General features: G+C 64.8%; 28 protein-coding genes. 15 read left to right on the top strand and 13 right to left on the bottom strand.

Translation table 11 applies throughout. The features are described from left to right. Positions 1-248 precede the first annotated feature (248 nt). Genes BMG03_RS17395 through BMG03_RS17380 form a run of 4 tightly spaced genes read right to left on the bottom strand, consistent with a single transcriptional unit; the run spans position 249 to position 3055 of the window. Positions 249-1025: an SDR family oxidoreductase gene (locus tag BMG03_RS17395; RefSeq protein WP_075773914.1), complete on the bottom strand. Its 777-nt coding sequence runs from the start codon at positions 1023-1025 to the stop codon at positions 249-251. Continuing rightward, positions 1022-2002 carry a calcium/sodium antiporter gene (locus BMG03_RS17390; RefSeq protein ID WP_075773915.1) on the bottom strand — a complete coding sequence of 327 codons (981 nt, stop codon included), beginning with the start codon at positions 2000-2002 and terminating at the stop codon, positions 1022-1024. The genes BMG03_RS17395 and BMG03_RS17390 overlap by 4 nt, the downstream gene beginning before the upstream one ends. Continuing rightward, positions 1999-2211, bottom strand: a complete 213-nt coding sequence (locus BMG03_RS17385) for a hypothetical protein (protein WP_075773916.1) — start codon at positions 2209-2211, stop codon at positions 1999-2001. Before BMG03_RS17385 ends, BMG03_RS17390 begins: the two co-directional genes overlap by 4 nt. Before the next feature lie 4 nt (positions 2212-2215). Beyond that, complete coding sequence (locus BMG03_RS17380) at positions 2216-3055, bottom strand: S49 family peptidase (RefSeq protein WP_075773917.1); 840 nt, start codon at positions 3053-3055, stop codon at positions 2216-2218. 138 nt (positions 3056-3193) lie between these two features. Between BMG03_RS17380 and BMG03_RS17375 the strand changes: the two genes are divergently transcribed. Genes BMG03_RS17375 through BMG03_RS17355 form a run of 5 tightly spaced genes read left to right on the top strand, consistent with a single transcriptional unit; the run spans position 3194 to position 9060 of the window. Then, a complete protein-coding gene (locus BMG03_RS17375; protein ID WP_075773918.1) occupies positions 3194-3646 on the top strand; it encodes a formate dehydrogenase subunit gamma in 453 nt (150 codons plus the stop codon). After that, the gene (locus BMG03_RS17370) at positions 3643-5166 is read left to right on the top strand and encodes a formate dehydrogenase beta subunit (RefSeq protein WP_075773919.1); all 1524 of its coding nucleotides are present in this window, start codon (positions 3643-3645) and stop codon (positions 5164-5166) included. Before BMG03_RS17375 ends, BMG03_RS17370 begins: the two co-directional genes overlap by 4 nt. Further along, the gene (gene fdhF, locus BMG03_RS17365; protein ID WP_075773920.1) at positions 5163-8048 is read left to right on the top strand and encodes a formate dehydrogenase subunit alpha; all 2886 of its coding nucleotides are present in this window, start codon (positions 5163-5165) and stop codon (positions 8046-8048) included. The genes BMG03_RS17370 and fdhF overlap by 4 nt, the downstream gene beginning before the upstream one ends. Continuing rightward, positions 8045-8815, top strand: coding sequence for a formate dehydrogenase accessory sulfurtransferase FdhD (gene fdhD, locus BMG03_RS17360; protein WP_075773921.1), 771 nt, complete (start codon positions 8045-8047; stop codon positions 8813-8815). Before fdhF ends, fdhD begins: the two co-directional genes overlap by 4 nt. After that, entirely contained in the window at positions 8812-9060 is a 249-nt protein-coding gene (locus tag BMG03_RS17355; protein ID WP_075773922.1) for a formate dehydrogenase subunit delta, read from the top strand. Before fdhD ends, BMG03_RS17355 begins: the two co-directional genes overlap by 4 nt. 452 nt (positions 9061-9512) lie before the next feature. Here BMG03_RS17355 and BMG03_RS17350 read toward each other — a convergent pair whose 3' ends face one another. The 3 genes from BMG03_RS17350 to ubiA form a co-directional block, all read right to left on the bottom strand. Next, positions 9513-9839 (bottom strand): cation:proton antiporter, encoded by a 327-nt coding sequence (locus BMG03_RS17350; protein WP_075773923.1) that lies wholly within the window; start codon positions 9837-9839, stop codon positions 9513-9515. Between the two features lie 11 nt (positions 9840-9850). Then, a complete protein-coding gene (locus tag BMG03_RS17345; RefSeq protein WP_075773924.1) occupies positions 9851-11938 on the bottom strand; it encodes an OmpA family protein in 2088 nt (695 codons plus the stop codon). Positions 11939-12016: 78 nt separating this feature from the next. Further along, positions 12017-12997, bottom strand: coding sequence for a 4-hydroxybenzoate octaprenyltransferase (ubiA, locus tag BMG03_RS17340; RefSeq protein WP_075773925.1), 981 nt, complete (start codon positions 12995-12997; stop codon positions 12017-12019). 12 nt (positions 12998-13009) lie between these two features. Here ubiA and BMG03_RS17335 point away from each other — a divergent pair, with 12 nt between their 5' ends. Genes BMG03_RS17335 through BMG03_RS17325 form a run of 3 tightly spaced genes read left to right on the top strand, consistent with a single transcriptional unit; the run spans position 13010 to position 15708 of the window. Then, positions 13010-13735, top strand: coding sequence for a 16S rRNA (uracil(1498)-N(3))-methyltransferase (locus BMG03_RS17335; RefSeq protein ID WP_075773926.1), 726 nt, complete (start codon positions 13010-13012; stop codon positions 13733-13735). Beyond that, a complete protein-coding gene (locus BMG03_RS17330) occupies positions 13732-14286 on the top strand; it encodes a hypothetical protein (RefSeq protein ID WP_075773927.1) in 555 nt (184 codons plus the stop codon). The genes BMG03_RS17335 and BMG03_RS17330 overlap by 4 nt, the downstream gene beginning before the upstream one ends. A gap of 51 nt (positions 14287-14337) precedes the next feature. Further along, a complete protein-coding gene (locus BMG03_RS17325; protein ID WP_075773928.1) occupies positions 14338-15708 on the top strand; it encodes a glutamate--cysteine ligase in 1371 nt (456 codons plus the stop codon). Positions 15709-15742: 34 nt separating this feature from the next. Here the strand turns inward: BMG03_RS17325 and BMG03_RS17320 are convergent, their stop codons facing one another. Then, the gene (locus tag BMG03_RS17320; protein WP_075773929.1) at positions 15743-16432 is read right to left on the bottom strand and encodes an NAD-dependent deacylase; all 690 of its coding nucleotides are present in this window, start codon (positions 16430-16432) and stop codon (positions 15743-15745) included. Between the two features lie 28 nt (positions 16433-16460). Here BMG03_RS17320 and BMG03_RS17315 point away from each other — a divergent pair, with 28 nt between their 5' ends. Continuing rightward, a complete protein-coding gene (locus tag BMG03_RS17315) occupies positions 16461-16931 on the top strand; it encodes a low molecular weight protein-tyrosine-phosphatase (protein WP_075773930.1) in 471 nt (156 codons plus the stop codon). Positions 16932-16954: 23 nt separating this feature from the next. Here BMG03_RS17315 and BMG03_RS17310 read toward each other — a convergent pair whose 3' ends face one another. Next, positions 16955-17263 (bottom strand): hypothetical protein, encoded by a 309-nt coding sequence (locus tag BMG03_RS17310; RefSeq protein WP_075773931.1) that lies wholly within the window; start codon positions 17261-17263, stop codon positions 16955-16957. Positions 17264-17467: 204 nt separating this feature from the next. Further along, the gene (locus BMG03_RS17305; protein WP_075773932.1) at positions 17468-17659 is read right to left on the bottom strand and encodes a heavy-metal-associated domain-containing protein; all 192 of its coding nucleotides are present in this window, start codon (positions 17657-17659) and stop codon (positions 17468-17470) included. Positions 17660-17778: 119 nt separating this feature from the next. Here BMG03_RS17305 and lepA point away from each other — a divergent pair, with 119 nt between their 5' ends. Both lepA and BMG03_RS17295 read left to right on the top strand, forming a co-directional pair. Further along, the gene (gene lepA, locus BMG03_RS17300; protein WP_075773933.1) at positions 17779-19578 is read left to right on the top strand and encodes a translation elongation factor 4; all 1800 of its coding nucleotides are present in this window, start codon (positions 17779-17781) and stop codon (positions 19576-19578) included. Between the two features lie 143 nt (positions 19579-19721). Next, positions 19722-20201 carry a pyridoxamine 5'-phosphate oxidase family protein gene (locus BMG03_RS17295; RefSeq protein ID WP_075773934.1) on the top strand — a complete coding sequence of 160 codons (480 nt, stop codon included), beginning with the start codon at positions 19722-19724 and terminating at the stop codon, positions 20199-20201. Between the two features lie 98 nt (positions 20202-20299). On the opposite strand, the gene BMG03_RS20820 is transcribed toward BMG03_RS17295, so the two are convergent. Further along, positions 20300-20437, bottom strand: a complete 138-nt coding sequence (locus BMG03_RS20820; RefSeq protein ID WP_109171601.1) for an entericidin A/B family lipoprotein — start codon at positions 20435-20437, stop codon at positions 20300-20302. Between the two features lie 361 nt (positions 20438-20798). Between BMG03_RS20820 and BMG03_RS17290 the strand changes: the two genes are divergently transcribed. From BMG03_RS17290 to BMG03_RS17280, 3 genes are all read left to right on the top strand, one after another. Next, positions 20799-21116, top strand: coding sequence for a hypothetical protein (locus BMG03_RS17290; protein ID WP_075773935.1), 318 nt, complete (start codon positions 20799-20801; stop codon positions 21114-21116). Between the two features lie 111 nt (positions 21117-21227). Then, entirely contained in the window at positions 21228-21410 is a 183-nt protein-coding gene (locus BMG03_RS17285) for a hypothetical protein (RefSeq protein WP_075773936.1), read from the top strand. A gap of 123 nt (positions 21411-21533) precedes the next feature. After that, positions 21534-22025 (top strand): cytochrome b, encoded by a 492-nt coding sequence (locus tag BMG03_RS17280; protein WP_075773937.1) that lies wholly within the window; start codon positions 21534-21536, stop codon positions 22023-22025. A 19-nt stretch (positions 22026-22044) separates the two neighbouring features. Here the strand turns inward: BMG03_RS17280 and BMG03_RS17275 are convergent, their stop codons facing one another. Further along, positions 22045-22833 (bottom strand): alpha/beta fold hydrolase, encoded by a 789-nt coding sequence (locus tag BMG03_RS17275; protein WP_075773938.1) that lies wholly within the window; start codon positions 22831-22833, stop codon positions 22045-22047. 143 nt (positions 22834-22976) lie between these two features. On the opposite strand from BMG03_RS17275, the gene BMG03_RS17270 reads away from it, so the two are divergent. Then, entirely contained in the window at positions 22977-23348 is a 372-nt protein-coding gene (locus tag BMG03_RS17270; RefSeq protein WP_075773939.1) for a hypothetical protein, read from the top strand. A 72-nt stretch (positions 23349-23420) separates the two neighbouring features. Here the strand turns inward: BMG03_RS17270 and glyA are convergent, their stop codons facing one another. Further along, positions 23421-24713 carry a serine hydroxymethyltransferase gene (gene glyA, locus BMG03_RS17265; RefSeq protein WP_075773940.1) on the bottom strand — a complete coding sequence of 431 codons (1293 nt, stop codon included), beginning with the start codon at positions 24711-24713 and terminating at the stop codon, positions 23421-23423. Between the last annotated feature and the right edge of the window lie 105 nt (positions 24714-24818).

Below are 24818 nucleotides of genomic sequence, written 5' to 3'. Positions count from 1 at the left end.
AAGAAAAAACATGTCCACGAAATTTGGGGATAAGTCTGTTGGCAAACATGTGGGACCGCGGGTTCCGACCTTAATATAAGGGTTGATCGAGTGTTTGCCCGTTTTTTGAGCAATTGCGGAGCGCATTGATTTCATTGAGAAATTTTCTGCACATTTGCCAAGCTATTGAAAGGATTAATACTTTTGTGACGGTCTCGTTACAGGCCGCCGCGCAGTGCACAACTTCGGCCTGTGATTCGATTTCAGGCTCATTCCGGACCTAATACATCGGGCGTCCGCCAGCCTAGATGTTGGCCGCCATCTACGCAGAGCAACTGCCCTGTGACGGCCGGCGCATCCATGAAATATCCTAGCGCTGCGACGATATCCGCAGGGTCCGCGCCACGCTCAAGGATCGTCGCCGCGCGCTGCCGGTTGAAGTGATCTTCCGACTGGCGCGCGCCCTGCAGGGTGGGGCCGGGGCCGATCGCGTTCACCCGGATATCGGGGGCCAGCGCCTGCGCGCCGGTCTGGGTCAGCGTCCACAGCCCCATCTTCGCGAGTGAGTAGGTCATGAACTCGGGCGTCAGCTTGCGCATCCGCTGATCGACCATGTTGACCACCAGGGCACGGGCCTTGGGTTCCGCGCCTGAGCGATCGGCTTGCGGGGCCTGTGCCGCGAAATGCTGGATCAGCACGAAGGGCGCGCGGAGGTTGGAGCCGATATGCCGGTCCCAGCTTTCGCGCGTGGCCGAGCGGATCGTGTCGTATTCGAAGATCGAGGCGTTGTTGATCAGCAGATCGAGCGGCCCGTCGAGCAGGTGCGCCGCATGCGGCACCAGTGCCGCCGTCGCTGCCTCGTCCAGCAGGTCGGCCTGTAGGATCTCGGCGCGCACGCCCTTCGCGCGGGCCTCCGCTGCCGTGGCCTCCGCGTCCTCCGCGGAGCCGTGATAATGGATCGCGACGTCCAGGCCGCGTTCGGCCAGATAAAGCGCCATCGCACGCCCCAGCCGCTTCGCGCCGCCTGTCACCAATGCTCGTTTCATGCGCTGCCTCCAATGAAGAGGGCCACCATATAGGCCAGATAAGCCACGGAAAAAGCGATACCGACGCCGCGGGTGATCACGCGGTTGCCGAAGATGAATGGCGCGAGCGCGATCGAGGCGGCTGCCATGACCCAAAGGTCGATCTGCAGCATCTGCCGAGGCACCGGAATATCGCCGAACAGCCCCGCAACGCCGATGATGCAGAGCAGGTTGAAGATGTTCGAGCCCACGACGTTGCCGAGCGCGAGGTCCGAGCGGCCTTTCATCGCAGCCGTGATCGAGGTCGCCAGCTCCGGCAGCGAGGTGCCGAGCGCCACCAGCGTCAGGCCGATCACCGCATCCGAGATGCCCATGGCGCTGGCGATCTCCGAGGCGCCGCTGACCAACCAGTTCGCGCCCAGCGGCAAGCCGACGAGGCCCGCGAGAACGTAAAGCCCGATCCGCCAGAGCGGCATCTTCGGATCGACGCTTTCGATCTCTTCATTCGCCTCGGTCTCGGCCGCGCTCCCGTTGCCGCGATTGGCGCGATGGGCGCGCGCCTCGCGGATCTGCCGGAACAGGACGATGCTCAGAGCAAAGAGCAGAAGCAGCCCCTGCGCCCAGCCGATCGGGCCCATGAAACAGACGAGAATGAACAGAATCGTCGCGCCCATCATCAGCACGAAGCTTTCGCGCGTGTCGTGCAGGTCGGTGCGGATCGCGGAGATGATCGCCGGCAGTCCCAGCACCAGCAGGATATTCGCGATGTTCGAGCCCACGACGTTTCCGAGCGCGATGCTCGGCGCATTGTCGAGGACGGCGGCGACGGAGACCATCAGCTCGGGCGCGGAGGTGCCGAAGGCCACGACAGTAAGCCCGACGATCAGCGCCGGAATCCCAAGGCGCAGCGACATCGCCACCGCGCCTTTCACCAGCAGATCGCCCGCCACGACCAGCAACGCCAGCCCGGCAATGATCTCGCCGAAATCCCAGATCATGACCGGCGCTCCGTCTTCTTGCTCTTGGTCTTGGAGGTCGTCTTGCAGGGGCAGGGGCCGCGTCCGATTTTCGGACGTCCGCAATCGGGACAACGTGCCGACAGCCGGCCCGGACCGCGCGGGCCCTTGATCTTCGGCATCCGCAGCTTGCCGAACATGGCGAGCACCGCCATGACGACCAGGAAGAGGGTCATGCCCTTGATGAGCATCGGGTTACAGCCCGTAGCGCGCCCAGAGCGCGCGCTCTTCGGTCGTGTCGATAAGTGCGCCTGCCGTCGCCGCCGCCATCTCGCCGCCGATCTGCGCGCCGAAACGCCGGAAGAGCGAACGCTTGGGCGCATAGGGCACGATGCGTGTCTTCTCGCCGTAGATTTCTTTCAGCTTCGGTACCGCATGGGCCAGACCGTCGATCAGGCCGGTCTTCTCGGCCAGCGCTTGTCGCCCGGTCCAGATATCGCCGGTAAAGAGGTCGCGATCCGAGGCCAGTTTCGCGCCGCGCCGGGACTCGACATGTTCCTTGAAGCTGACATGCATGTCCTCGAGCAGCTTGTTCAGCCGCGCGACGTCCTCGTCCTTTTCTGGGCGGAACGGGTCCATGAAACTTTTCGAGCCGCCCGCCGTGTGCACGCGGCGTTGGATTCCGTGACGGCTGATGAACTCGTCGAGGCCGAACCCTGCCGAGATCACACCGATCGAGCCCACGACCGAAGTCGGGTCGGCCCAGATCTGGTCGGCGGCGCAGGCGAGCCAATAGCCGCCCGAGGCCGCGACGTCTTCGACGAAGGCATGCACGGGAATACCTTTTTCGTCCGCGAGCCTGCGGATACGCCCCGCGATCAGCGCCGATTGCACGGGCGATCCGCCGGGCGAATTGATCATCAGGGCCACCGCCGCCGGTTTCCCGCGGGAAAAAGCCCGCTCGATGATCGGGGCCATCGCGGCATCCGACAGGCCGGGCGATCCCGGGCGCGAGATGCCAATGGCACCGTGCAGACGGATCACCGCTACGAAGGGCGATTTCTTGACGAAGGGGAGGCGTTGGATCAGGCTCATGTGAGGGATGTAGAGGCTCACCCCTGCCCGCGCAAGCACGGCGATGACGGTTCCTGTCCGCGCCTGTTCGCGATTGAACCAGTCGTGACTTGCTGGCCGGGGCATGCTCGCCCCATCATCGGGGCCGGGAGGATGGAAATGACCGAAGACGACAGGCTCGCCGCGATTCTGGCGGATCATGCGGGGCGCGAAGGTGCGCTGCTGCCCATTCTTCACGATGTGCAGGCCGCTTACGGCTGCGTGCCCGCCGATAGCTATCAGCCGATTGCCGATGCGCTGCGGTTGAGCCGGGCGGAGGTGGCGGGCGTCGTCTCCTTCTATCACGATTTCCGCGATGCGCCCGCGGGCAAGCATGTGATCAAGCTGTGCCGTGCCGAGGCCTGCCAATCGATGGGCGGGACGGAGATGATCGCGCGGCTGGAGCGCGCGCTCGGCATGAAAGTCGGAGAAACGAAGGGAGACGTGACCCTTGAGGCGGTCTACTGCCTCGGGCTGTGTGCCTGCGCGCCCGCCGCGATGGTGGGCGATCAGTTGGTCGGGCGGGCGACGCCCGAGCGGATCGAGGCTCTGGTTGCGGAGGTCTCGGCATGAAGATCTGGGTTCCCTGCGATGCCGCTGCCGTAGCCTGTGGCGCCGATGAGGTCGCGGCGGCGATTGCCTCGGCGGCTGGTCTGAGCGGCGAAACGGTCGAGATCATCCGCAACGGCGCGCGCGGGATGATCTGGCTGGAGCCTTTGGTCGAGATCGAGCGCGACGGTGTGCGCTACGGCTTCGGACCGATGACGCCCGAGGACGTACCTGCGCTGTTCGAAGACGGCGATCACCCGAAGGCGCTCGGCCCGGTCGAGGAAATCCCCTTCTTCGCAAAACAGACCCGCCTGACCTTCGCGCGCTGCGGTCGGACCGATCCGCTGTCGCTGGCCGATTATGAGGCGGGCGAGGGCTGGCAGGGTCTCAAGCGTGCGCTGGAACTGAGCGGGGAGCAGACCATCGAAGAGGTCATCACATCGGGGCTGCGCGGTCGTGGAGGTGCGGGCTTCCCGACCGGCATAAAATGGAAGACTGTCGCCGGGGCAGAGGCCTCGCAGAAATATATCGTCTGCAACGCGGACGAAGGCGATAGCGGCTCTTTCGCGGATCGGATGCTGATGGAAGGCGATCCCTTCTGCCTACTCGAGGGCATGGCGATTGCCGGTCTTGCGGTCGGCGCGACCAAGGGCTTCATCTATGTCCGTTCGGAATATCCCCATGCGATCCGCACGCTGAACGCAGCGATCAAGGCAGCGCGCGCGGCCGGGATCATCGGCGACAGCCTGATGGGGCAGGGGCCGGCCTTCGATCTGGAGGTGCGCGTCGGCGCAGGCGCCTATATTTGCGGCGAGGAGACCTCGCTTCTCAATTCGCTCGAAGGAAAGCGCGGGATGGTGCGCGCCAAGCCGCCGCTGCCCGCGCTGGAAGGCGCGTTCGGCAAGCCGACCGTGGTGAACAACGTGCTCTCGCTGGCCGCCGTGCCGTGGATCTTGGTCCACGGCGGCGCTGCCTATGCCGAATTCGGGCTGGGTCGCTCGCGCGGGACGATCCCGCTTCAGATCGCGGGCAACGTCAAACATGGCGGGTTGTTCGAGACCGGCTTCGGGATGTCGCTCGGCACGCTGGTCAACGAGATCGGCGGCGGTACGGCTTCGGGTCGTCCGTTCAAAGCGGTGCAGGTGGGCGGACCGCTGGGCGCCTATCACGGGCCGGACGATTTCGATTTGCCGGTCTGCTACGAGGCTTTCGCCGATCAGGGTGGCCTCGTGGGCCATGCTGGTTTCGTGGTGCATGACGACAGCGCCGACATGCTCGCGCTCGCCCGCTACGCGATGGAGTTCTGCGCCGTCGAGAGCTGCGGGAAATGCACGCCCTGCCGGATCGGCGCGGTGCGCGGCATGGAAACGCTCGACCGCGTGGCAGCGGGCGACCCGGCGGCGATCGAGTTGCTGCACGAGCTATGCGAAGTGATGGAGAAGGGCTCGCTCTGCGCGATGGGGGGCTTCACGCCCTTCCCGGTGCGCTCGGCGATCCGGCTTTTCCCGCAAGAATTCTCGCTCTCACAGGAGGCTGCGGAATGAAGGATTTCATCATCCCCGACGGAGTGCACGGGCCGAAACTCTCCGATATGGGCACGCCTGCCAAATCGGGCCCGCCTGTGACGCTGGTGATTGACGGCATGGATGTGAGCGTGCCCGAGGGCACCTCCGTGATGCGCGCCGCCGCCGAGGCCGGGATCACCGTGCCGAAGCTGTGTGCGACCGATATGCTAGACGCTTACGGCTCGTGCCGTCTTTGCGTGGTCGAGATCGAGGGGATGCGCGGAACGCCTGCGTCGTGCACCACGCCCGTGCGCGAAGGCATGGTCGTGAAAACCCAGACCGAGCAGCTGCACAGGCTGCGTCGCGGGGTGATGGAGCTTTATATCTCCGATCACCCGCTCGACTGTCTGACCTGCGCGGCGAACGGCGATTGCGAATTGCAGGACATGGCAGGGGCCGTCGGCCTGCGCGACGTGCGCTACACGCCGGGCGAGAACCATGTCGAGACGCGCGCGGCGGACGGCGCCAATCCGCTCTATATTCCGCGCGACGATTCCAACCCGTATTTCTTCTACGATCCGTCGAAATGCATCGTCTGCATGCGCTGCGTGCGCGCCTGCGAAGAGGTGCAGGGCACTTTCGCGCTGACCGTGGACGGGCGCGGCTTCGACGCCCGCATCTCGACCGGTACGGAAGATTTCCTGAACTCGGATTGCGTCAGCTGCGGAGCCTGCGTGCAGGCCTGCCCGACCGCGACCCTTCAGGAGAAGACCGTCGACGAGATCGGCGTGCCGGAGCGTTCCGTGGTTACGACCTGCGCCTATTGCGGCGTGGGCTGCTCTTTCGAGGCGCAGATGCGAGGCGACCAGCTGGTGCGCATGGTGCCGTGGAAAGAGGGCAAGGCGAACCGTGGCCATAGCTGCGTGAAGGGCCGTTTCGCCTGGGGCTATGCGAACCATGGCGACCGCATCCTCAACCCGATGATCCGCGACAGCATCACTGACCCGTGGCGCGAAGTGTCGTGGGAAGAGGCGCTGGAATTTGCTGCCAACGGCATCAAGCGCGCGCAGGCCAAGCACGGTAAGGATTCAGTGGGCGTCATCACCTCGTCGCGCTGCACCAATGAGGAGACCTTCCTCGTGCAGAAACTCGCCCGCGCGGTGATGGGCACGAACAACACCGATACCTGCGCCCGGGTCTGCCATTCGCCGACCGGCTACGGGCTGAAGCAGACCTTCGGGACCTCGGCTGGCACGCAGGATTTCGACTCCGTCGAGCAGGTGGATTGCGCCGTGGTCATTGGGGCAAACCCGACCGACGGCCACCCGGTTTTCGCCTCGCGGCTGCGCAAAAGGCTGCGGCAGGGCGCGAAGCTGATCGTCGTGGACCCGCGCCGGATCGATCTGCTGGAGACCCCGCATATGGGCGAGGGGCATCACCTACCGCTACGTCCGGGAACCAATGTCGCGGTGTTGACCGCGATGGCCCATGTGATCGTGACGGAAGGGCTGTTTGACGAGGCGTTCATCCGCGAGCGCTGCGATTGGGACGAATGGATGGATTATGCCGAGTTCGCCGCCGATCCGGCCCATTCTCCCGAGGCGGTCGAAGAGTTGACCGGCGTGCCGGCCGACGCGCTGCGCCACGCCGCGCGGACCTATGCCGCCGCGCCGAACGGGGCGATCTATTACGGGCTGGGCGTGACCGAGCACAGCCAGGGCTCGACCACCGTGATCGCCATTGCCAACCTCGCGATGATGACCGGCAATATCGGACGCCCCGGTGTGGGGGTGAACCCGCTACGGGGGCAGAACAACGTGCAGGGCTCGTGCGATATGGGCTCCTTCCCGCACGAACTGCCGGGCTATCGCCATGTCTCGGACGACTCCGTGCGCGCGGTGTTCGAAGCGGAATGGGGTAGGACGCTCGACCCCGAGCCGGGGCTGCGTATTCCCAATATGCTCGACGCCGCCGTCGCGGGGGACTTCAAGGCGATCTACATTCAGGGTGAGGATATTCTGCAATCCGATCCCGATACCCATCACGTGGCCGCGGGCCTCGCGGCGATGGATTGCGTGATCGTGCATGACCTCTTCCTGAACGAGACCGCGCGCTACGCCCATGTTTTCCTGCCGGGCTCCACCTTCCTCGAGAAGGACGGGACCTTCACCAATGCCGAGCGCCGGATCAACCCGGTGCGCAAGGTCATGGCGCCGAAAGCAGGGCTGGCCGACTGGGAGGCGACGCAGGCGCTGGCCAATGCGCTGGGCGCGGGATGGAGTTACACCCACCCGTCCGAGATCATGGCCGAGATCGGTCGTACGACGCCCGCCTTCGCGGGCGTGACCTACGACTTGATCGACCGTATGGGCTCGGTGCAGTGGCCTTGTAACGATGCGCATCCGCAAGGCTCGCCGGTGATGCATGAACATGGCTTCGTGCGCGGCAAGGGGCGGTTCATCCGCACGGCCTATGTCGCGACCGAGGAGCGCACCGGGCCGCGCTTCCCGCTGCTGCTGACCACCGGGCGCATCCTGTCGCAGTATAACGTGGGCGCGCAGACGCGGCGGACCGAGAATTCCGTCTGGCATGCCGAGGACCGGCTGGAAATTCACCCGCATGATGCCGAGACGCGCGGCATTCGCGAGGGCGACTGGGTCCGGCTCACCAGCCGAGCGGGCGAGACGTCCTTGCGCGCGACGATCACCGATCGGGTCTCGCCCGGCGTCGTCTACACGACCTTCCACCACCCCGAAACGCAGGCGAACGTCGTCACAACCGACAATTCCGACTGGGCGACGAACTGCCCGGAATACAAGGTGACGGCGGTGCAGGTGGGGCTGTCGAACGGGCCGTCGGACTGGCAGGAGCTCTACACCGCGCAGACCAAGTTGACCCGCCGCGTCGAGGCTGCTGAATGACGGCGACCGATTGGGAAATGCCCAGCGGCGCTGTGCAGCGCCTTGCCGAGGAAGTGCCCGTGGCGCTGTCTTTCGACGGGGTGACGCAGGCGGTGATGATGGCGAGCCCCGCCGATCTGGAGGATTTCGCACTGGGATTCGCGCTCTCCGAAGGGCTCATCGAGGACGCGTCCGAGATCACCCGGCAGGAGCTCGAAGTGACCGAGGCCGGGATCGAAGCGCGCAACTGGCTGGCAGCTCCCGCAGGCGCCCGGTTTGCCGAACGCCGCCGCGCTACGATGGGGCCGGTGGGCTGCGGGCTCTGCGGGATCGAGCAGCTGGAGGAGGCGCGGCGCAAGCTCGCTCCGGTTCTCCCGCCCGCCTTTACCATGACGCCGGAACAGGCCGCGGAGGCGCTCGAGACCCTGCGTGACCATCAGCCTCTGCAGGACGAAACCCGCGCCGCCCATGCGTCGAGTTTCTGGCAGCCGGGCAAGGGGATCGTGCTGACGCGCGAAGATGTCGGCCGCCACAACGCCCTCGACAAGCTGATCGGGGCGCTTATCCGGGGCGAGATAGACCCGGCGAGCGGCGCGCTGGTGATGACCTCGCGGCTTTCGGTCGACCTGATCCAGAAGGTCGCGACCCTACGTATCCCGGTGATAGTCGGCCCCTCCGCCCCCACCGCTTTGGCGGTGAGCGAGGCGCGGGACGCGGGCCTTACCGTTATTGCACGCGCAGGCCGGGGCCTCGCGCTCTACACCGCGCCGCAGGAGGCCACCGCATGAAGCCTGAGAAACTCGCCGGGATGGCCAATCAGATCGCACAGTTCTTCGAAAGCCAGCCCGGCGATCAGGCGCATGCCGTGGCAGATCACATCAATGCCAATTGGGCGCCCACCATGCGCGACACGTTCCTCGCGGCGGCGGACAAGCTGGAGCTGCACCCGCTGGTGAAAGCGGCCCTGCCGGATATCCGTCCCCCCAGCGCGGCTGATCGCCCGGCGTCACGATTGGCGCGACCGAGAGGGTGAACTTCGCCTCATCCGCGAAGGGGTAGGGGGCCGCGAACCGCTGCCCCGGTCCGATCGTCCAGTCGGGATGGCCTGGATAGGTCGCGCGCGGAAGACCTGCCCCGGACATATCATCTGCGCATCGTCAAGCCCGCGCGCACCGCCGAGCGCGGTGCGGTACAGGGTCTGGATCACGAAATAGGTGACGATGCTCAGCGGCCAGATCGCATCGGGCAGGCTGCGGCTTGCGATACGGGGCATGGGCTCGGCGCATATGCCGGCGGTGCGGCAGGGGAGGGCGCCACGGGAAAAGTCTGGAGCATGGCGCAGCTATTGGCTTGCAGATCGGCCGCGCATGGCGGGCGGGACTCGATACCAACTTCGGGGCGCGGGCCAAAGCGCCACGGGCGTCTGCCGCCTGACATGACGGTTTGGAGAATCTGCGGCAATATCGGGCAGGGAGCCGCGAGAGATCAGGCCTCTTTCGTACGCTCTATATAGGCGCGCAATTCCTCGGCCTCGTGACGCGCGTCGCGCAATCCATCCATCGCCGCGCGCAGCTCGGCCTCGGTCTGGCTGAGCTGATTGGCCAGTTCCGCCTCGCGCTGCTCGACATAGACGAGCGCCTGATCGCGGGTCTCCTCGGCTTCATGCAACGCCTGCGCCATCTGCTCCAGCTCGCCCATATCGGCCTGGCTCACACGGGTGAGGCGGTGGATCAGCCAGCTTGCGAACCAGCCAAGCGCGAAAGCCACGAAAAGGATGATCGCTGTGGCGATGATGAATTCGTCTCTGTTCATATGGCGTCCCTTCAGCCCTTCGACAGGTCCTCCGGCCGGGATTGCGGGCGCGGCGTCTTCTCGCCGGGCGTCTCGACCGGAATTTCTTCTTGTTGCGGGGTCTGTTGCCCCGGTTCTGCGGCGGTGTCCCCATCGCCGGATTTGTCCTGCGCGCCGTTCTCGGTGGCGGGGGCGCCGTCATCGGTCACGGCGCCATTCCAGTGCGGCTCGCCAGCGCCATCCCCAGTCCCCTCGTCAGCGCCTGCCGTCGCGTCTGCCGTGGCATCGGGCAGCGCCTCGTCACCCACCGGCGCCTCGTCCAGCAGCACGAACTCGATCCTGCGGTTCTGCTCGCGGCCGGCTTCGGTGTCGTTCGAGGCGATGGGCTGGGCTTCGCCGTAGCCTTTTGCCTCCAGGTTGCCGATCAGCACGCCACGGTCCAGAAGCCCGCGGATCACCGCCTGCGCGCGCTGTTGCGAGAGCTGCAGGTTCATTTCCTCGCGGCCCTGATTGTCGGTATAGCCGGCCACTTCCATCTTGAAGTCGGTGCAGTTCTTCATTGCCTTGGCCAACGCGTCGAGCGCGTCGAGGCTTTCCGCAGCGACCTGCGCCGAACCCGGATCGAAATCGACCTTCTTCTTCTTCAGCGTGTCGTTCAGGCGGGCCACGCACTCCTTGCCGGTCGGCAGGGCGAGCTGCTCATCGAGGCGCTTGTCGTATTTCACGCTCAGGTCGATCTGCGCATCTTCGCCAAGCTCGCTCGTCAGGATGCGCGAAATCGTGTCGGAGGCCTGCGGATCGCCCGAGACGCCGCTGACCGAGATGCCGTCGGGGGTCACGGTGACCTTGCCTTCGTGCAGCACCGACAGCGCGTCGAGGGCGGCCAGCGTGCGTACCGGCCAACCGGCGGGAAGCTCCTTGTCGACGCGGGTCGCGCCATGGACATTGGCATGGCCGAGCTTGGCGCGTGCGTAGCTCTCGACGGTCTGGCGCTCACGCGCATCGGTCACGCGGCCCTTCAGGTCGACATGGCCGTTGCCGTCGCGGGTGGCGGTGAAGCTCGCCTCGCCGGCTTTCGCATCGGGGGCGGGCTCGCGCTTGGCCTTGAGCGAAAACACCCCGGGCAGGTTCGATTCCAGCTCACCCACGACATCGTCGAATTGCTGCTGATCGACGGTCGAAGGCACATCCAGCGCGATATCGGCATCCGAGAAGGTCACCGAGCCCGCGCCGAGATCGCCGAGCGCCTTGATCGCCATCTGCGCGGCCTTGGACCAGTCGGGCGAAGGCGTGCCCATCCCGATCGTGCAGCTCAGCGTGCCTTTCGCGCCAGCCGCGCGGGCCGCAGTCAGGATGCGGTCGCGCGCACGTTCGTTATCGGCGGAGCAGGCGTCGAAATGCGGGCCTTCCGCCTTGTCGATGAGGAAGCGCAGCGTGAAGGGGGTGATCACGGGGCGCGGTGCGGAGATGTCGAAGCTGAGCTTGAGATCGGAGGGGCGGCGGCGTGCCAGCGAAGTCTCCACTCGCCCCTTTTCGGCGGGGCTGTCGGTGATCGCCTCCACCGAGACTTTGCCAGCGCTGACTGACACTTTCGAGCGCGGCAGCGTCTCGAGCGTCGTCATCGCGAATTTCATCGCTTCGTCCCAACCACCGGGCACCGGGTAATCGGCGCTCTCCAGCATGTCGGTGACGCCATCCTCGCCTGCGACTTTCGAGAGCTTCTCCACGATCGCCTCGCGGTCGATCGAGGATGGCACCAGCCCGATCAGCGAGATGCCGTTCTCGTTGCGCAGCATTTCCAGCGAGAAGGCGGGTGGCGTGATCGGCTTCGTGATCTGGGTGTCGGTATTGTCGACGACCCGCGAGCTGTCGACGTATTTGTCGACCTCGGAAACGGCGCGGAACCGCTCGGCCTCAGTCGGGGCGGTGCCGGAGAGGATCACCTGCAGCCCATCGGTATGGATACGCATCCAGCCGTAGCCCTGCGCCTCCATCGCGACGCGCACTTCTTGTTTCGTGGATTTTTCGACAATTGTCGCCGCGCCGCCCGCGATGACTGCGGAGACGACGAGTGCGAGGACAAAGGCGGCGATCGTCAACAAGGTGGCGCGGCTGCGCATCGGTCTCAGGCCCTCCCCAGGGGAATCTTTATCCCGTTTCCTTAAGGTGCAGGGGCGCGGGGATCAATCGATACGCCGTTACACGATTGCGCCAACGGCGAGAAACAGCGCAGCGATCAGGCCCGTATCGCGGTTCGCGCGGAACAGTTTCAGACAGGTGTCCGGGTCGTCGATATCGAGCTGACGCATCTGCCAGAGCATGTGCCACCCCATCGCCCAGGGCGCGAGCAGCGAGAGCGCGAGGCGCAGCGGCGGCGCGCCGGGCAACAGTGCGCCCATCACGGCGATGGTCATCAGCGCGACGGAGGTCATCAGGAAGCCGCCCAGCCATTTCGCGCTGTCGTCCCCGAAGAGCCGCGCGGTGGATTTCACGCCGATCAGCGCGTCGTCTTCCTTGTCCTGATGCGCGTAGATCGTGTCGTAGAACAACGTCCAGGCCATGCCCGCGAAATAAAGCACGACGGGCGGCCAGCTGAGGCTTCCGGTATGCGCGACCCACAGCAGCAGCGCGCCCCAGTTGAACGCGATCCCGAGGAAGATCTGCGGCCACCAGGTGAAGCGCTTGGCGAAGGGGTAGATCGCGACCGGACCGAGCGAGACGATCCCGAGAATGATCGCGGGGGTGTTGAAGGTCAGCAGGATCGCGAAGGAGATCAGCGACTGGATCACAGCCCAAGCCAGCGCCTGTTTCGTCGAGACCTGCCCCGAGGGGATCGGGCGCGAGCGGGTGCGGGCCACGCCGGCGTCGATGTCGCGGTCGGTGATGTCGTTCCAGGTGCAGCCCGCGCCGCGCATCAGGAAGGCTCCGACGGAGGCGCCGATGGCCAGCCACAGATCCCACCAGATGAAGCCGCCCGTCGAGGACGCGGCCAGCGCGATCGACCAGTAGCAGGGCAGCAGCAGCAGCCACGTCCCGATAGGCCGGTCGGCGCGGCTCAGGCGCAGATAGGGCCGCGTCCATGCCGGGGCCAGCCGGTCGACCCAGTTGCCGCGATAGGCATCCGCGACCGTACCGTTTGCGTCTTCCGCCGCCTCTGGCGTTTCGGGTTTTCCGCTCATAAAGTCCGCCTCATGGAACGTGCCAAGATCAGGCTCTGTGTAGAGCACCCGCTGGGCGCGGGGCAAGCCGTGCCTCTGACTCAGGACGAAGCGCATTACCTCTTCGCGGTGATGCGGCTGGCCGTGGGCGCCCGTGTTGCGCTGTTCAACGGGCGGGATGGCGAGTGGACGGCGGAGGTCGTCGAGGCTCACAAGAAGCGCGGTATTCTGGCCTGCGTCGAGCAGGCCGCACCGCAGCTCGCGCCGCCCGATCTCTGGCTGATCTTCGCGCCGATCAAGAAAGAGCGCACCGATTTCATCGTCGAGAAGGCGACCGAGCTGGGCTGCGCCAAGGTGCTGCCGGTACAGACCGAATTCACCAATTCCGCGCGCATCCGGCAGGACCGTCTGCAGGCCCATGCGAAGGAGGCGGCGGAGCAATGTCTGGGCACCTATGTGCCCCCGGTCGAGGATTTGCAGGGGCTCAAGAAGCTGCTGGATGGCTGGGATCCGAGCCGACGTATCCTCTGGGCCGACGAGGCTCTGGTTGGCCCCGCAGAGACGCTCGCGGGGTTGGAGCCGGGACCTTGGGCGATCCTGATCGGGCCAGAAGGCGGGTTCTCGGAGGCCGAGCGCGAGATGCTTCGCAGTCGCGATTTCGTGACCCCCGTCAGCCTCGGCCCGCGCATCCTGCGCGCCGATACGGCGGTCTGCGCGGCGATCACATTGTGGCAATCGGCGCTGGGAGACTGGCGGTGATCCGTCCCGAGGTCGCAGAAGGCTTCAAGCGCTGGGGCGAGGTGATCGCGGCGGGCGTCGTGGTGGCATTCGGCGCGTGGCTGATCTGGCTCGGTGGGTATGTCCTGATGCCGCTGGGGGTGATTACGGTCGCGCTCGGCCTTGGATGGGCGCTGATCGGCTGGCGTCGGCTGCGCTTTGCGCGTGAAACCAGCGCGCCGGGTCTGGTCGAGATCGACGAGGGTCGTATCTCCTATTTCGCAGCCAGCCGGGCGCGCGCCATTGCGGGGCCGGGCAGCAATGTCTCGGCGCTCGGGATGGGCGGCGAATTGCCGCTGCGCGAACTGGCCGAAATCCGTCTGCTGACACTGCAGGGCAAGCAATATTGGCGGCTTCGCAGCCTGTCGGGGGAGGCGCTCCTGATCCCGCTCGACGCGGCGGGGGCGGATGCGCTCTACGATGCCTTCGCGAGCTTGCCGGGGATCGATATGGGGAAAATCTCCGCCGCGCTCGACCAGCAGACTACCGCACAGAGCCTCTGGATCCGTAAACAGGTTTCACGCTTGACTTGAGCTAGCCCCCGCGCCACCTGTGGCGCCCCATAAAGCGACGCGAGAAAAGACATGTCCATTCCGCAGCAGGGCGGTGGCCCGATCGAGCGCTTCGAGCAACTGGCCGAATATCTGGCCGCGGGCGAGAAGCCGCGCGACGATTGGCGCATCGGCACCGAACACGAGAAATTCGGCTATTGCGCGGACAAGCAATTGCCGCTGCCCTATGACGGCCCGCGGTCGATCAAGGCGATGCTGGAAGGTCTGCGCGACCGCTTTGGCTGGCAGCCGGTGGAAGAGCAGGGCAACATCATCGGGCTGGAGCTGAACGGCGCGAATGTGAGCCTCGAGCCCGGTGGGCAGCTGGAACTGTCGGGCGCGCCGCTCGAGACGATCCACCAGACCTGCGACGAGGTGAACCTCCACCTGCGCGAAGTGCAGTCGGTCGCCGACGATCTCGGCGTAAGGTTCATCGGCCTTGGCGCGGCTCCGATCTGGTCGCAGGAGCAGATGCCGATGATGCCCAAGGGGCGCTACCGGCTGATGACCGATTACATGGGCCGCGTCGGCGAACTCGGAACGCAGATGATGTATCGCACCTGCACCGTGCAGGTGAATCTCGACTTCGCGTCCGAGGCCGACATGGTGCAGAAGATGCGCGTGGCGCTGGCGCTGCAGCCGGTCGCGACGGCGCTCTTCGCGAACTCGCCCTTCCTCGATGGCAAGCCCAACGGCATGAAATCGTGGCGCAGCCATATCTGGCAGAACCTCGACGATGCGCGCACGGGCATGCTCCCCTTCATGTTCGAAGAGGGCGCGGGCTACGAGGCCTACGCGAACTACGTTCTAGATGTGCCGATGTATTTCGTCTATCGCGACGGCAAATATATCAATGCTTTGGGCCAGTCCTTCCGCGACTTCCTCAAGGGCGAACTGCCCGCGCTGCCCGGCGAGAAGCCGACGCTGAGTGACTGGGCCGATCACCTGACCACCGTCTTCCCTGAGGCGCGGGCGAAAAAATTCATCGAGATGCGCGGTGCCGATGGCGGGCCCTGGCGGCGTTTGTGTGCGCTGCCCGCGCTGTGGGTCGGCCTGTGCTATGACCAGACCGCGCTCGATGCGGCTTGGGATCTGGTGAAGGGCTTCGATCACGAGACCCGCGAAGGTCTGCGCCGTGCGGCGGCGGTCGATGCGCTGCAGGGCGAGTTTAACGGCGTGAAGCTGCATGACCTCGCACGCGAAACGGTGGCGATCGCGAAATCCGGTCTGGCGGCACGGGCGAAGCCCGGCGCAGGCGGAATGATCCCCGACGAGACCCATTTCCTCAACGCGCTGGAAGAGAGCGTCGAGACCGGCCGCGTGCCTGCCGACGAACTCCTCGAGAAATATCACGGCGAGTGGAATGGCGATCTGAGCAAGATCTACGCCGAATACAGCTACTAACGGACAGGGCAGGGCGGTTAGCCGCCCCGCCGCTCTATCCCAGCCGCTCGCGCACCCATTGCGGGACGAGCACGCTCGCCGGTCCCTGGCGCGAGATGTCGAACATCTCGCTGCCCGCCGAGCGGTCGAGGTTCAGCTCCAGCGTCTCGACACCGGCCATCGCGGCATCCTGTACGAAGCCTGCCGCCGGATAGACGTTGCCGCTGGTGCCGATCGAGACGAAGAGGTCCGCGGCTTCCAGCTCGCGGATTATCCGGTCCATCTGGTAGGGCATCTCGTTGAACCAGACGATGTCGGGCCGCGTGGCTTTTCGCCCGCACTCGGGGCAGGTGTCACGCGGCTTCATCGCTTCCGGCGCGGGCCAGCGATGGCCGCATGCGTGGCACAAGGCTCCAAACAGCGTGCCGTGCATGTGGATCACGTTCCGAGAGCCAGCGCGCTCGTGCAGGTCATCGACATTCTGCGTCACCACCAGAACCTCGTGGCCCGGATCGGCCTCGAGTTCCGCCAACGCGACATGGGCAGGATTTGGCTGTGCCGCGCGCGCCGCCGCCCGGCGCGCATTGTAGAAGCGATGCACCAATTCGGGGTCGCGCGCAAAACCCTCAGGCGTCGCCACGTCCATGATGCGATGCTCTTCCCAAAGGCCGTCACTCGCCCGAAACGTCTTGAGACCACTTTCGGCGGAAATACCGGCGCCAGTCAGAATCACGACCTTGGCCATCGCGCTGCCCTCCGTTATCACTCCTCCTATGCGTATCCTCTTTCTCTGCCTTGGCAATATCTGCCGCTCGCCCGCCGCCGAAGCGGTGACCCGTCACAAGGCCGCCGCGGCCGGCCTCGATATCGAGTTCGACAGCGCCGGCACCGGTAGCTGGCATCTGGGAGAGCCGCCCTACGAACCGATGATCGCGGCGGCGGAGGCGCGCGGCTATGACATGCGCGCTCTGCGTGCACGGAAAATCGAGCCCGCCGATTACGACGCGTTCGATGTGATCCTGGCAATGGATGAAAATAACCTGCGCGATGCGCTGGACGGGGCGCCGCGCGAGATGCGCGCGCAGGTGCAGATGTTCATCGACGGGCCGGAAGGGCCGCGCGATGTGCCCGATCCTTATTTTACCCGCAATTTCGAGGGAGCCCTCGACATGATCGAGGCGGGCGCGGATCAGCTGATCGCCGATTTGCTGGCCGATGAGGAAGAAAAGCGGCGCGGGCAGTAGACCGCGCGCCGCAGACTGACCGCTTACTTGCAGAAGCCTTCCGCGGTGGAGGCGAAGTTCTTGTAGCGGTCCCAGAAGTCCGAATCCGACTTGCGATCCGACATCCGCACTTCCTGCGCGCGGTCGGGATCGTGGAAGAAGCTGGCGGCGCGGCGCTGGTCGCGGTGGCTCAGCGTCATGTCGGCGACTTGCTGGATGCACCCACAGGTGCCGGGATTGCTGGCGCGCCCCGCCTTCAGGCAGGCGTTGTCGATGGGCCCGGCCGAGGCCATCGAAGCGAGCGCCACGGCGCCCGAGAATGCGCAGAGTCCGAGTGTCGTCTTGAAAGTCATCTACTGCCCCTTTTGTCGTTGCGGCCGGCATGTATTTGCCGATCCTGCCTGCTCATTTGTCCGCGATTCTAACTCAAATTCAAAAAGCGGGCAATAAAACAGGCAGAATTCCGCCGGTTCGGGACAGGGGAGGGAACCCGATTTCTAACCGTCGCGTTGCGCGGCGCTGGGCCTACTACATCTGGACCGCGACGCCCCGCCGGATCACTCTTCGACCGGGGTGGCCTCGTAGCCCGCACCTTTCAACGCGCTGATCACGGTGGATTCGGGCAGCCCTTCCACCTCGACCTCGCGATCTTCCAGATAGACATCGGCCTTGCCGCCCACCTCTTCGATCGCGGCTTCGACCGAGGCTTTGCAATGCCCGCAGGTCATGTTCGGAACGGAATAGATCATCTTGCGTCTCCCGTGTTTCGTGTCTCAGGGATATGTCGGACGCGACCGGGCCGAGGTCAATGGCAGATGGCGTTCAATCCCTCTTCCCGGCCCGCTTTTTCCCCTGTATACGCGCGCCCATGACTGATCTTGATCGCATCCGCAATTTCTCCATCGTGGCGCATATCGACCACGGTAAATCCACGCTTGCCGACCGGCTGATCCAGCTGACCGGTACCGTGGCCGAACGCGATATGAAGGACCAGCTCCTCGACGCGATGGATATCGAGCGTGAGCGCGGCATCACGATCAAGGCCAACTCGGTGCGGATCGACTATCCCGCCAAGGACGGCAAAACCTATGTGCTGAACCTGATCGACACCCCCGGCCACGTCGACTTCGCCTATGAGGTGTCGCGCTCGATGCAGGCGGTCGAGGGATCGCTGCTGGTTGTCGACGCCTCGCAGGGCGTCGAGGCGCAGACGCTGGCCAACGTCTATCAGGCGATCGACGCGGATCACGAGATCGTCCCGGTCCTCAACAAGATCGACCTTCCGGCCGCAGAGCCCGAGCGCGTGAAGGAGCAGATCGAGGATGTGATCGGGATCGACGCCTCCGAGGCGGTCGAGATTTCCGCGAAGACCGGCCTGGGCATCCCGGATGTTCTGGAAGCTATCGTCCATCGTCTGCCCGCCCCGCAGGGCGACCGTGACGCGCCGCTGAAAGCGATGCTGGTGGATTCGTGGTACGACCCCTATCTGGGCGTCGTGGTTCTGATCCGCGTCATGGATGGCGTGATCAAGAAGGGCGACCAGATCAAGATGATGAAGACGGGGGCGACCTACAAGCTCGACCGTCTCGCCGTTCTGAAACCCGCGATGGTCAATATCGACGAGCTGGGCCCCGGCGAAATCGGTGTCTTCACCGCCTCGATCAAGCAGGTGCGCGACACCAAGGTCGGCGACACGATCACCCATGAAAAGAAGCCCTGCGCCAACGCGCTGCCGGGCTTCAAACCCTCGATCCCAGTCGTGTTCTGCGGCCTCTTCCCGGTCGATGCGAACGATTTCGAGGCGCTGCGCGACGCGATCGAGAAACTGCAGCTGAACGATGCGAGCTTCTCGGCGGAGATGGAAACCTCGGCAGCGCTCGGCTTCGGATTCCGCTGCGGCTTCCTCGGGCTGTTGCACCTCGAAGTGGTGCGCGACCGTCTGGAGCGGGAATACGATCTCGACCTGATCACCACCGCGCCCTCGGTGGTGTTCAAGGTTCACATGAAGGACGGGGAGGTGATCGAGCTTCACAACCCCGCCGACATGCCCGACCTGACCTATGTCGACCATATCGAGGAGCCGCGCATCAAGGCGACGATCCTCGTGCCGGACGAATATCTGGGCGATGTGCTCAAGCTCTGTCAGGACCGCCGCGGCATCCAGCAGGACCTGACCTATGTCGGTGGCCGCGCGATGGTGGTCTATGACCTGCCGCTCGCCGAGGTCGTGTTCGACTTCTACGACCGCCTGAAATCGGTCACGAAGGGCTATGCCAGCTTCGATTACCAGATCACCGAATATCGCGAGGACTACCTCGTGAAGATGTCGATCCTGGTGAATGACGAGCCGGTCGACGCGCTCTCGATCATGGTTCACCGCGACCGGGCCGAGGCCCGGGGCCGCGCGATGTGCGAGAAACTCAAGGACCTGATCCCGCGCCACATGTTCAAGATTCCGATCCAGGCCGCCATCGGTGGCCGCGTGATCGCGCGCGAAACGCTGTCGGCGATGCGCAAGGACGTGACCGCGAAATGCTATGGCGGCGACGCGAGCCGGAAGAAGAAGCTGCTGGAAAAGCAGAAAGCCGGTAAGAAGAAGATGCGCCAGTTCGGGAAGGTCGAAATCCCGCAGAGCGCGTTCATCGCTGCGCTGAAGATGGACGAGTGATCCTCTTCGAAATTTCTTGATTGAAGGCCCGGCGATTGCGCCGGGCCTTTTCGTTTCTGGCGGCGCAGGGCGGCGGCCTTTCTGAGGAACATGGGAAGGCGGGCTCACGTTCTCCTCCCAGACCTATTTCAGGAGGAAACGACATGACCGACCAAGCCAAGATCGAGAAAGATTTCTGGGACGCCCTCGACTCGGATCGCACAGTGATGTTGGCGCGGGCCGGCGTCGATACGGCGGCGCCGCGTCCGATGACGGCGATCGTCGAGGAAAAACCCGGCCCCGTCTGGTTCTTCACCGCGCGCGACACGGAATTGATGGACGGGCTGGCCCCCGGCGCCGGTGCGATGTTCACCTTCGTCGACAAGGGGCATGATGTCTTCGCGACCGTCACCGGCAGTCTGACGGAGAACACCGACCCGGAGATCGTCGAGCGTCTGTGGAACCCCTTTGTCAGCGCCTGGTATGACGGCAAGGACGACCCGAAGCTGGTGCTGTTGCGCTTCGATGCGGATGCGGCCGAGATCTGGGACAGCGGCAATGCCTTGGTGGCGGGCGCGAAAATCCTTCTGTCGTCGGACCCGGGCGAGTCGATGAAAGATCGCGTCGCCCATGTGAAATACTGAGCCGGACGCATCTCTGACGGCATCGGTCCGAAGTTCGAAATGCAAAGGCCCCGGAAATTTCCGGGGCCTTTGATGTTTCCGGCAAGCTTCGGTCGTGCTTAGCGCGCCTGACGGGCTTCACCCGCAATCGTGCTGCCCGCGACGGACAGATCCTGACCCGCGCCTTGCACCGTGTTGCAGGCCGCGAGGCCCAGAAGAATCACGGTCATTGCTGCCATTTGAACCGATTTCGTCATCTCTTACGCTCTCCTATTAAGCCATTGTCGGCCAACGTACGAAAAAATTTACGGTTCCGTGGAACTGTAGGCAAGAAGCGGCGTTTTGCCCTCGAACACATAAGGGAGAGCCCGAAGAAAGACGCCTCTGCGCCTATTCGTCGTCGCCCTCCCGGACCGAATTCTCGCCGGACTCCGGTCCGAGCGGCGCAACAAAAGGAATGACCCGTTCTGGCCGCCCCGCCAGGCATGATCCCTGTCAGAACGGTCTTGCGGCCCCTGCTATGTCCCTCGCGGGGGCCGCACACTCCGCCCGAGCTGGTTAACTCATTGTTAATCAAGCTCTGAAAGGCTCCGGGTTGTCCCTCCCCGGAGCCTTTCCATGTCTAGAGCCTCGTTTTTCCTCGCTCTTTGCCTCCTCGCGGGCTGCGCTTCCCCGGCGCCGCAGTTCCTCGGTGCGTCGCGGCACAAGGTGAGGCTCGACGGCATCGATTTCGTCGTCTTCCTCAAGGGGGACCGGGCGGAGGTCGTGCGAATGGGCTATCTGCGCAGGGCAGAGAGGGGCCGCGTGCCGCCCCTGTTGATCCGCGCGGCGGAACAGGTATCTGGCTGCAAGGTCACGGGTTCGGCGGGCGGGCTCTATCGGTCGCCCTCGCTGCCCGGCGATACGGGCGAAGCGCGCTTCCAGCTCGATTGCTGATGCGACGCCCTGCCGCAGCGGCGAGAGGGCGGATTTGATGCGGATCAAGGTAACATCGCCGTGATCGTGGCCAATCTGACGTCCGAAATGTGTTCTCACTGGAGATCAGATATGCGCCTCTTCGGTATCATCTACGCCCTCGCCGGACCGACCCTTGCGGGCATCCTCATTATCGCCGTATTGACGATGAATATGGTCACGACCAACGCGATCATCGTTTCGGCAGTAATCGGCTTCCTCGTGGCCCTTCCGATCGCGTGGTTCGTCGCCAAGGCGATCCGCGAAAACGCCTGATCGCATTCGCGCGAGCCGTCGTCGCGGGGGAATCCCAACTTCGTGACGGGGCGGAACCTCTGCGCCTTCCTCGCGCTAGTCTGGCGAAGCGCAGAGCCGTTTCGCCAATTTTGAAGAGGTAACATGTCCTACGCCCCCGGTTATTCGAAAACGCAGATATGGCTTCACTGGGCCGTCGTCCTGCTGCTCATCGTCCAGTACCTGTTCAATGACGAGATGGGCCACACTTTCCATGACCTGATGAAGAACGGATCGGCCGATGCCGGGTTTCTGACTTATGGTCACATCGTCATCGGCATCACGGTGCTCGTACTTGCGATCTGGCGCTTGGCGCTGCGCGCAGGCCATGGAACGCCCGAGCCGCCGGAGAACGATCCTGCCATTCTGCGGTTCGGCGCAGCGGCAATCCACTGGCTCCTTTACGTGCTGCTCTTCCTGATCCCGATTGCGGGGCTCGTGGCCTATTACGGGCAGCTGGGATGGGCGGCCGAGACGCACTCGATCCTGACGACGGCTCTCCTGTGGCTCGCCGGTCTGCATGTGGCGGCCGCGCTCTACCACCAATACGTCAAGCGCGATCATCTGCTCCGCCGGATGATGAGGCCGGGCGCCTGAGCGAGGGGGCGCGGTTTCGTCAGCTCGCGGAGTTGAGGAAACGCGCCACGTCGGCTTCGAATTCGCGGGGTTTCTCGGCGTGCAGCCAGTGCCCCGCGTTGTCGACTTCCTCGAAGCGAGCCTGCGGGAAGAAGCCGCGGATACGCTCATGCATCTCCGGCTGGACATAATGCGAGTCCGCGCCGGACAGGAACAGCGTCGGTCCGTCGAACTGTTTGCCCTCGAGTGTCTCGGGCCAGCCGAGAATGCCGTCCATATTCGCTTTCAGCGCCGCAAGGTTGAACTTCCAGCGCGGCGGGCCGTCGCGCAGCACCAGCGATTGTAGCAGGAAGGCGCGGGTGCCCGGATCGAAGACCTGCTCGCCCAGCCGCTCGTCCGCGGTGGAACGCGAGGTCAGATCGCTGATATCCATCTCCTGCATCGCTTCGATCAGCGCAGTGTGGTTGTCGCCGTGGTCGTAGTTCTCGGGCGCGATATCCGCGACAATGAGATGCTCGACACGTTCCGGCCGCGTCAGGGCGAGCGTCATCGCCGCCTTGCCGCCCATCGAATGGCCCAGAACGTCCGCGACCCCACCATTCGCCTCGATCACCTCGGCGATATCCCCCGCCATCGCCTCATAGCTGTGATCGTCGTCCCAGAAGCTGTCGCCGTGATTGCGCATGTCGAGCGCGATCACGGGCCGGTCCGCGCTCAGCCGTTTGGCGATCGCGGTCCAGTTCCGGGCCGATCCGAAAAGGCCGGGCGCGATGATCAGGGGCCGCGCGCCGGGATTGCTGTCGGAGGAGTAGAGGGTCGTGTTCAACATGGGGCCTAAGCTAGATCGCTCTTTCAGGCGCTTCCAGAGCGGATGCGAAAAAAACTGCGGCCATGCGCGCTGTTGCGCTGATCTCGCGCGGCGGCTAGCGTCCGGTGCGGTCGTGCCGAACGCCGCGTAGGGGAGAGGGTCGCATGGGACCGGAGAAGATAAACGAGATGGTGCGGCAGGTCTCGCGGCTTCTGGCGCAGCGGCTGGGCGCTAAGGGGCCGACGCTCGAGGCGCGGGTCGCCTCGCGGGCCCGGGCGCTGCCGCGCAAGGTGCGCAAGGCGGCGCTGGTGCTGATCGATGCCGAGCGCAAGATGCAGGCCCCCAAGATCGCCCGACAACTGGATGCCCGCCGGGTGGAGGCGGCCTTCGCGACCTGCCGCGATTATCTCGAACCGCTGGGCGCGGCAGAGCGGTTGCGCTCAGCGGCGCTTGGCCTCGCCACGTCGATCGCGGTGATCGTGGTGATCGTGGGCGGCACCTTGCTGGCGGCGATGGTCTGGACCGGGGCGATCTGATCCGCCCGCAATCTCCCACATGAAAAAAGGCCCCCGGAACGCGGGGGCCTTCGTCGTGATCTCGGATCCGGATCAGAGTTCGGGGTAGATCGGGAAGCCGCTGAGCAGGGTCGCGACCTTGGCCTTCACGGCCGTTTCGACCTCGCCATTGCCCTCTTCGCCATTCGCTGCGAGCCCGTCGACCACTTCGACGATCAGGCGTGCGATCTCGCGGAACTCTTCTTCGCCGAAGCCACGGGTCGTGCCCGCCGGGGTGCCCAGACGGATGCCCGAGGTGACCATCGGCTTTTCCGGGTCGAACGGGATGCCGTTCTTGTTGCAGGTGATGTGCGCGCGGCCCAGAGCCTTCTCGGTCGCGTTGCCCTTCACGCCTTTCGGGCGCAGGTCGACCAGCATCACGTGGGTGTCGGTGCCGCCGGTGACGATGTCGAGGCCACCCTTCATCAGCTCGTCGGCCAGCGCCTGAGCGTTCTTCACGACCTGGGCTGCGTAGTTCTTGAACTCGGGGCGCAGCGCTTCGCCGAAGGCCACGGCCTTGCCGGCGATGACATGCATCAGCGGACCGCCCTGAATGCCCGGGAAGATCGCAGAGTTCACCTTCTTCGCAATCTCCTCGTTGTTGGTGAGGATCATGCCGCCACGCGGACCGCGCAACGTCTTGTGCGTCGTGGTGGTCGCGACATCGGCATAGGGGAAGGGCGAGGGGTGCTGACCGCCCGCCACGAGGCCCGCGAAGTGGGCCATGTCGACCATCAGGTAGGCGCCGACCTCGTCCGCGATTTCGCGGAACTTGGCGAAGTCGATCTGGCGCGGGATAGCCGAGCCACCGGCGATGATAAGCTTCGGCTTGTGCTCCAGCGCGAGTTCACGGACCTGCTCGTAGTCCAGCAGGCTGTCTTGCTTGCGCACGCCGTACTGGATCGCGTTGAACCACTTGCCCGACTGGTTCGGCTTGGCGCCGTGGGTCAGGTGGCCGCCCGCATCGAGGCTCATGCCGAGGATGGTGTCGCCGGGTTTCAGAAGCGCGGTGAACACGCCCTGGTTCGCCTGGCTGCCCGAGTTCGGCTGGACGTTCGCGAATTCGCAGCCGAAGAGCTGCTTGGCGCGGTCGATCGCGAGGTTCTCCGCGACGTCGACATATTGGCAACCGCCGTAGTAGCGCTTGCCCGGGTACCCTTCGGCGTATTTGTTCGTCATCACCGAACCCTGCGCCTCCATCACCGCCTTCGAGACGATGTTTTCCGAGGCGATCAGTTCGATCTCGTCGCGCTGGCGACCGAGTTCATCGGTGATCGACTTGAACAGTTCGGGGTCACGGCTGGAGAGGCTTTCGGTGAAGAAGCCCGCATCGCGTTGGTCTTTCATGGCCATTCCTCGCAAAGATCCGGTCGCCGACCGTTTAGCGCAGATTTCGCAGGGCTGAAAGCAGACAAACGACCAAATCGGTCATTTCCGCGCCGGATTGACGCT

It is taken from the genome of Thioclava nitratireducens, from assembly GCF_001940525.2.
GTDB classification, from domain to species: domain Bacteria; phylum Pseudomonadota; class Alphaproteobacteria; order Rhodobacterales; family Rhodobacteraceae; genus Thioclava; species Thioclava nitratireducens.
Note: the sequence above shows the minus strand (reverse complement) of the source record. Positions and strands in the feature narration are given on the sequence as shown.

Coding starts and splice junctions, on each gene's coding strand:
- BMG03_RS17395 (WP_075773914.1), bottom strand. CDS start 1,025: ATGAAACGAGCATTGGTGACAGGCGGCGCGAAGCGGCTGGGGCGTGCG.
- BMG03_RS17390 (WP_075773915.1), bottom strand. CDS start 2,002: ATGATCTGGGATTTCGGCGAGATCATTGCCGGGCTGGCGTTGCTGGTC.
- BMG03_RS17385 (WP_075773916.1), bottom strand. CDS start 2,211: ATGCTCATCAAGGGCATGACCCTCTTCCTGGTCGTCATGGCGGTGCTC.
- BMG03_RS17380 (WP_075773917.1), bottom strand. CDS start 3,055: ATGAGCCTGATCCAACGCCTCCCCTTCGTCAAGAAATCGCCCTTCGTA.
- BMG03_RS17375 (WP_075773918.1), top strand. CDS start 3,194: ATGACCGAAGACGACAGGCTCGCCGCGATTCTGGCGGATCATGCGGGG.
- BMG03_RS17370 (WP_075773919.1), top strand. CDS start 3,643: ATGAAGATCTGGGTTCCCTGCGATGCCGCTGCCGTAGCCTGTGGCGCC.
- fdhF (WP_075773920.1), top strand. CDS start 5,163: ATGAAGGATTTCATCATCCCCGACGGAGTGCACGGGCCGAAACTCTCC.
- fdhD (WP_075773921.1), top strand. CDS start 8,045: ATGACGGCGACCGATTGGGAAATGCCCAGCGGCGCTGTGCAGCGCCTT.
- BMG03_RS17355 (WP_075773922.1), top strand. CDS start 8,812: ATGAAGCCTGAGAAACTCGCCGGGATGGCCAATCAGATCGCACAGTTC.
- BMG03_RS17350 (WP_075773923.1), bottom strand. CDS start 9,839: ATGAACAGAGACGAATTCATCATCGCCACAGCGATCATCCTTTTCGTG.
- BMG03_RS17345 (WP_075773924.1), bottom strand. CDS start 11,938: ATGCGCAGCCGCGCCACCTTGTTGACGATCGCCGCCTTTGTCCTCGCA.
- ubiA (WP_075773925.1), bottom strand. CDS start 12,997: ATGAGCGGAAAACCCGAAACGCCAGAGGCGGCGGAAGACGCAAACGGT.
- BMG03_RS17335 (WP_075773926.1), top strand. CDS start 13,010: ATGGAACGTGCCAAGATCAGGCTCTGTGTAGAGCACCCGCTGGGCGCG.
- BMG03_RS17325 (WP_075773928.1), top strand. CDS start 14,338: ATGTCCATTCCGCAGCAGGGCGGTGGCCCGATCGAGCGCTTCGAGCAA.
- BMG03_RS17320 (WP_075773929.1), bottom strand. CDS start 16,432: ATGGCCAAGGTCGTGATTCTGACTGGCGCCGGTATTTCCGCCGAAAGT.
- BMG03_RS17315 (WP_075773930.1), top strand. CDS start 16,461: ATGCGTATCCTCTTTCTCTGCCTTGGCAATATCTGCCGCTCGCCCGCC.
- BMG03_RS17310 (WP_075773931.1), bottom strand. CDS start 17,263: ATGACTTTCAAGACGACACTCGGACTCTGCGCATTCTCGGGCGCCGTG.
- BMG03_RS17305 (WP_075773932.1), bottom strand. CDS start 17,659: ATGATCTATTCCGTTCCGAACATGACCTGCGGGCATTGCAAAGCCTCG.
- lepA (WP_075773933.1), top strand. CDS start 17,779: ATGACTGATCTTGATCGCATCCGCAATTTCTCCATCGTGGCGCATATC.
- BMG03_RS17295 (WP_075773934.1), top strand. CDS start 19,722: ATGACCGACCAAGCCAAGATCGAGAAAGATTTCTGGGACGCCCTCGAC.
- BMG03_RS20820 (WP_109171601.1), bottom strand. CDS start 20,437: ATGACGAAATCGGTTCAAATGGCAGCAATGACCGTGATTCTTCTGGGC.
- BMG03_RS17290 (WP_075773935.1), top strand. CDS start 20,799: ATGTCTAGAGCCTCGTTTTTCCTCGCTCTTTGCCTCCTCGCGGGCTGC.
- BMG03_RS17285 (WP_075773936.1), top strand. CDS start 21,228: ATGCGCCTCTTCGGTATCATCTACGCCCTCGCCGGACCGACCCTTGCG.
- BMG03_RS17280 (WP_075773937.1), top strand. CDS start 21,534: ATGTCCTACGCCCCCGGTTATTCGAAAACGCAGATATGGCTTCACTGG.
- BMG03_RS17275 (WP_075773938.1), bottom strand. CDS start 22,833: ATGTTGAACACGACCCTCTACTCCTCCGACAGCAATCCCGGCGCGCGG.
- BMG03_RS17270 (WP_075773939.1), top strand. CDS start 22,977: ATGGGACCGGAGAAGATAAACGAGATGGTGCGGCAGGTCTCGCGGCTT.
- glyA (WP_075773940.1), bottom strand. CDS start 24,713: ATGAAAGACCAACGCGATGCGGGCTTCTTCACCGAAAGCCTCTCCAGC.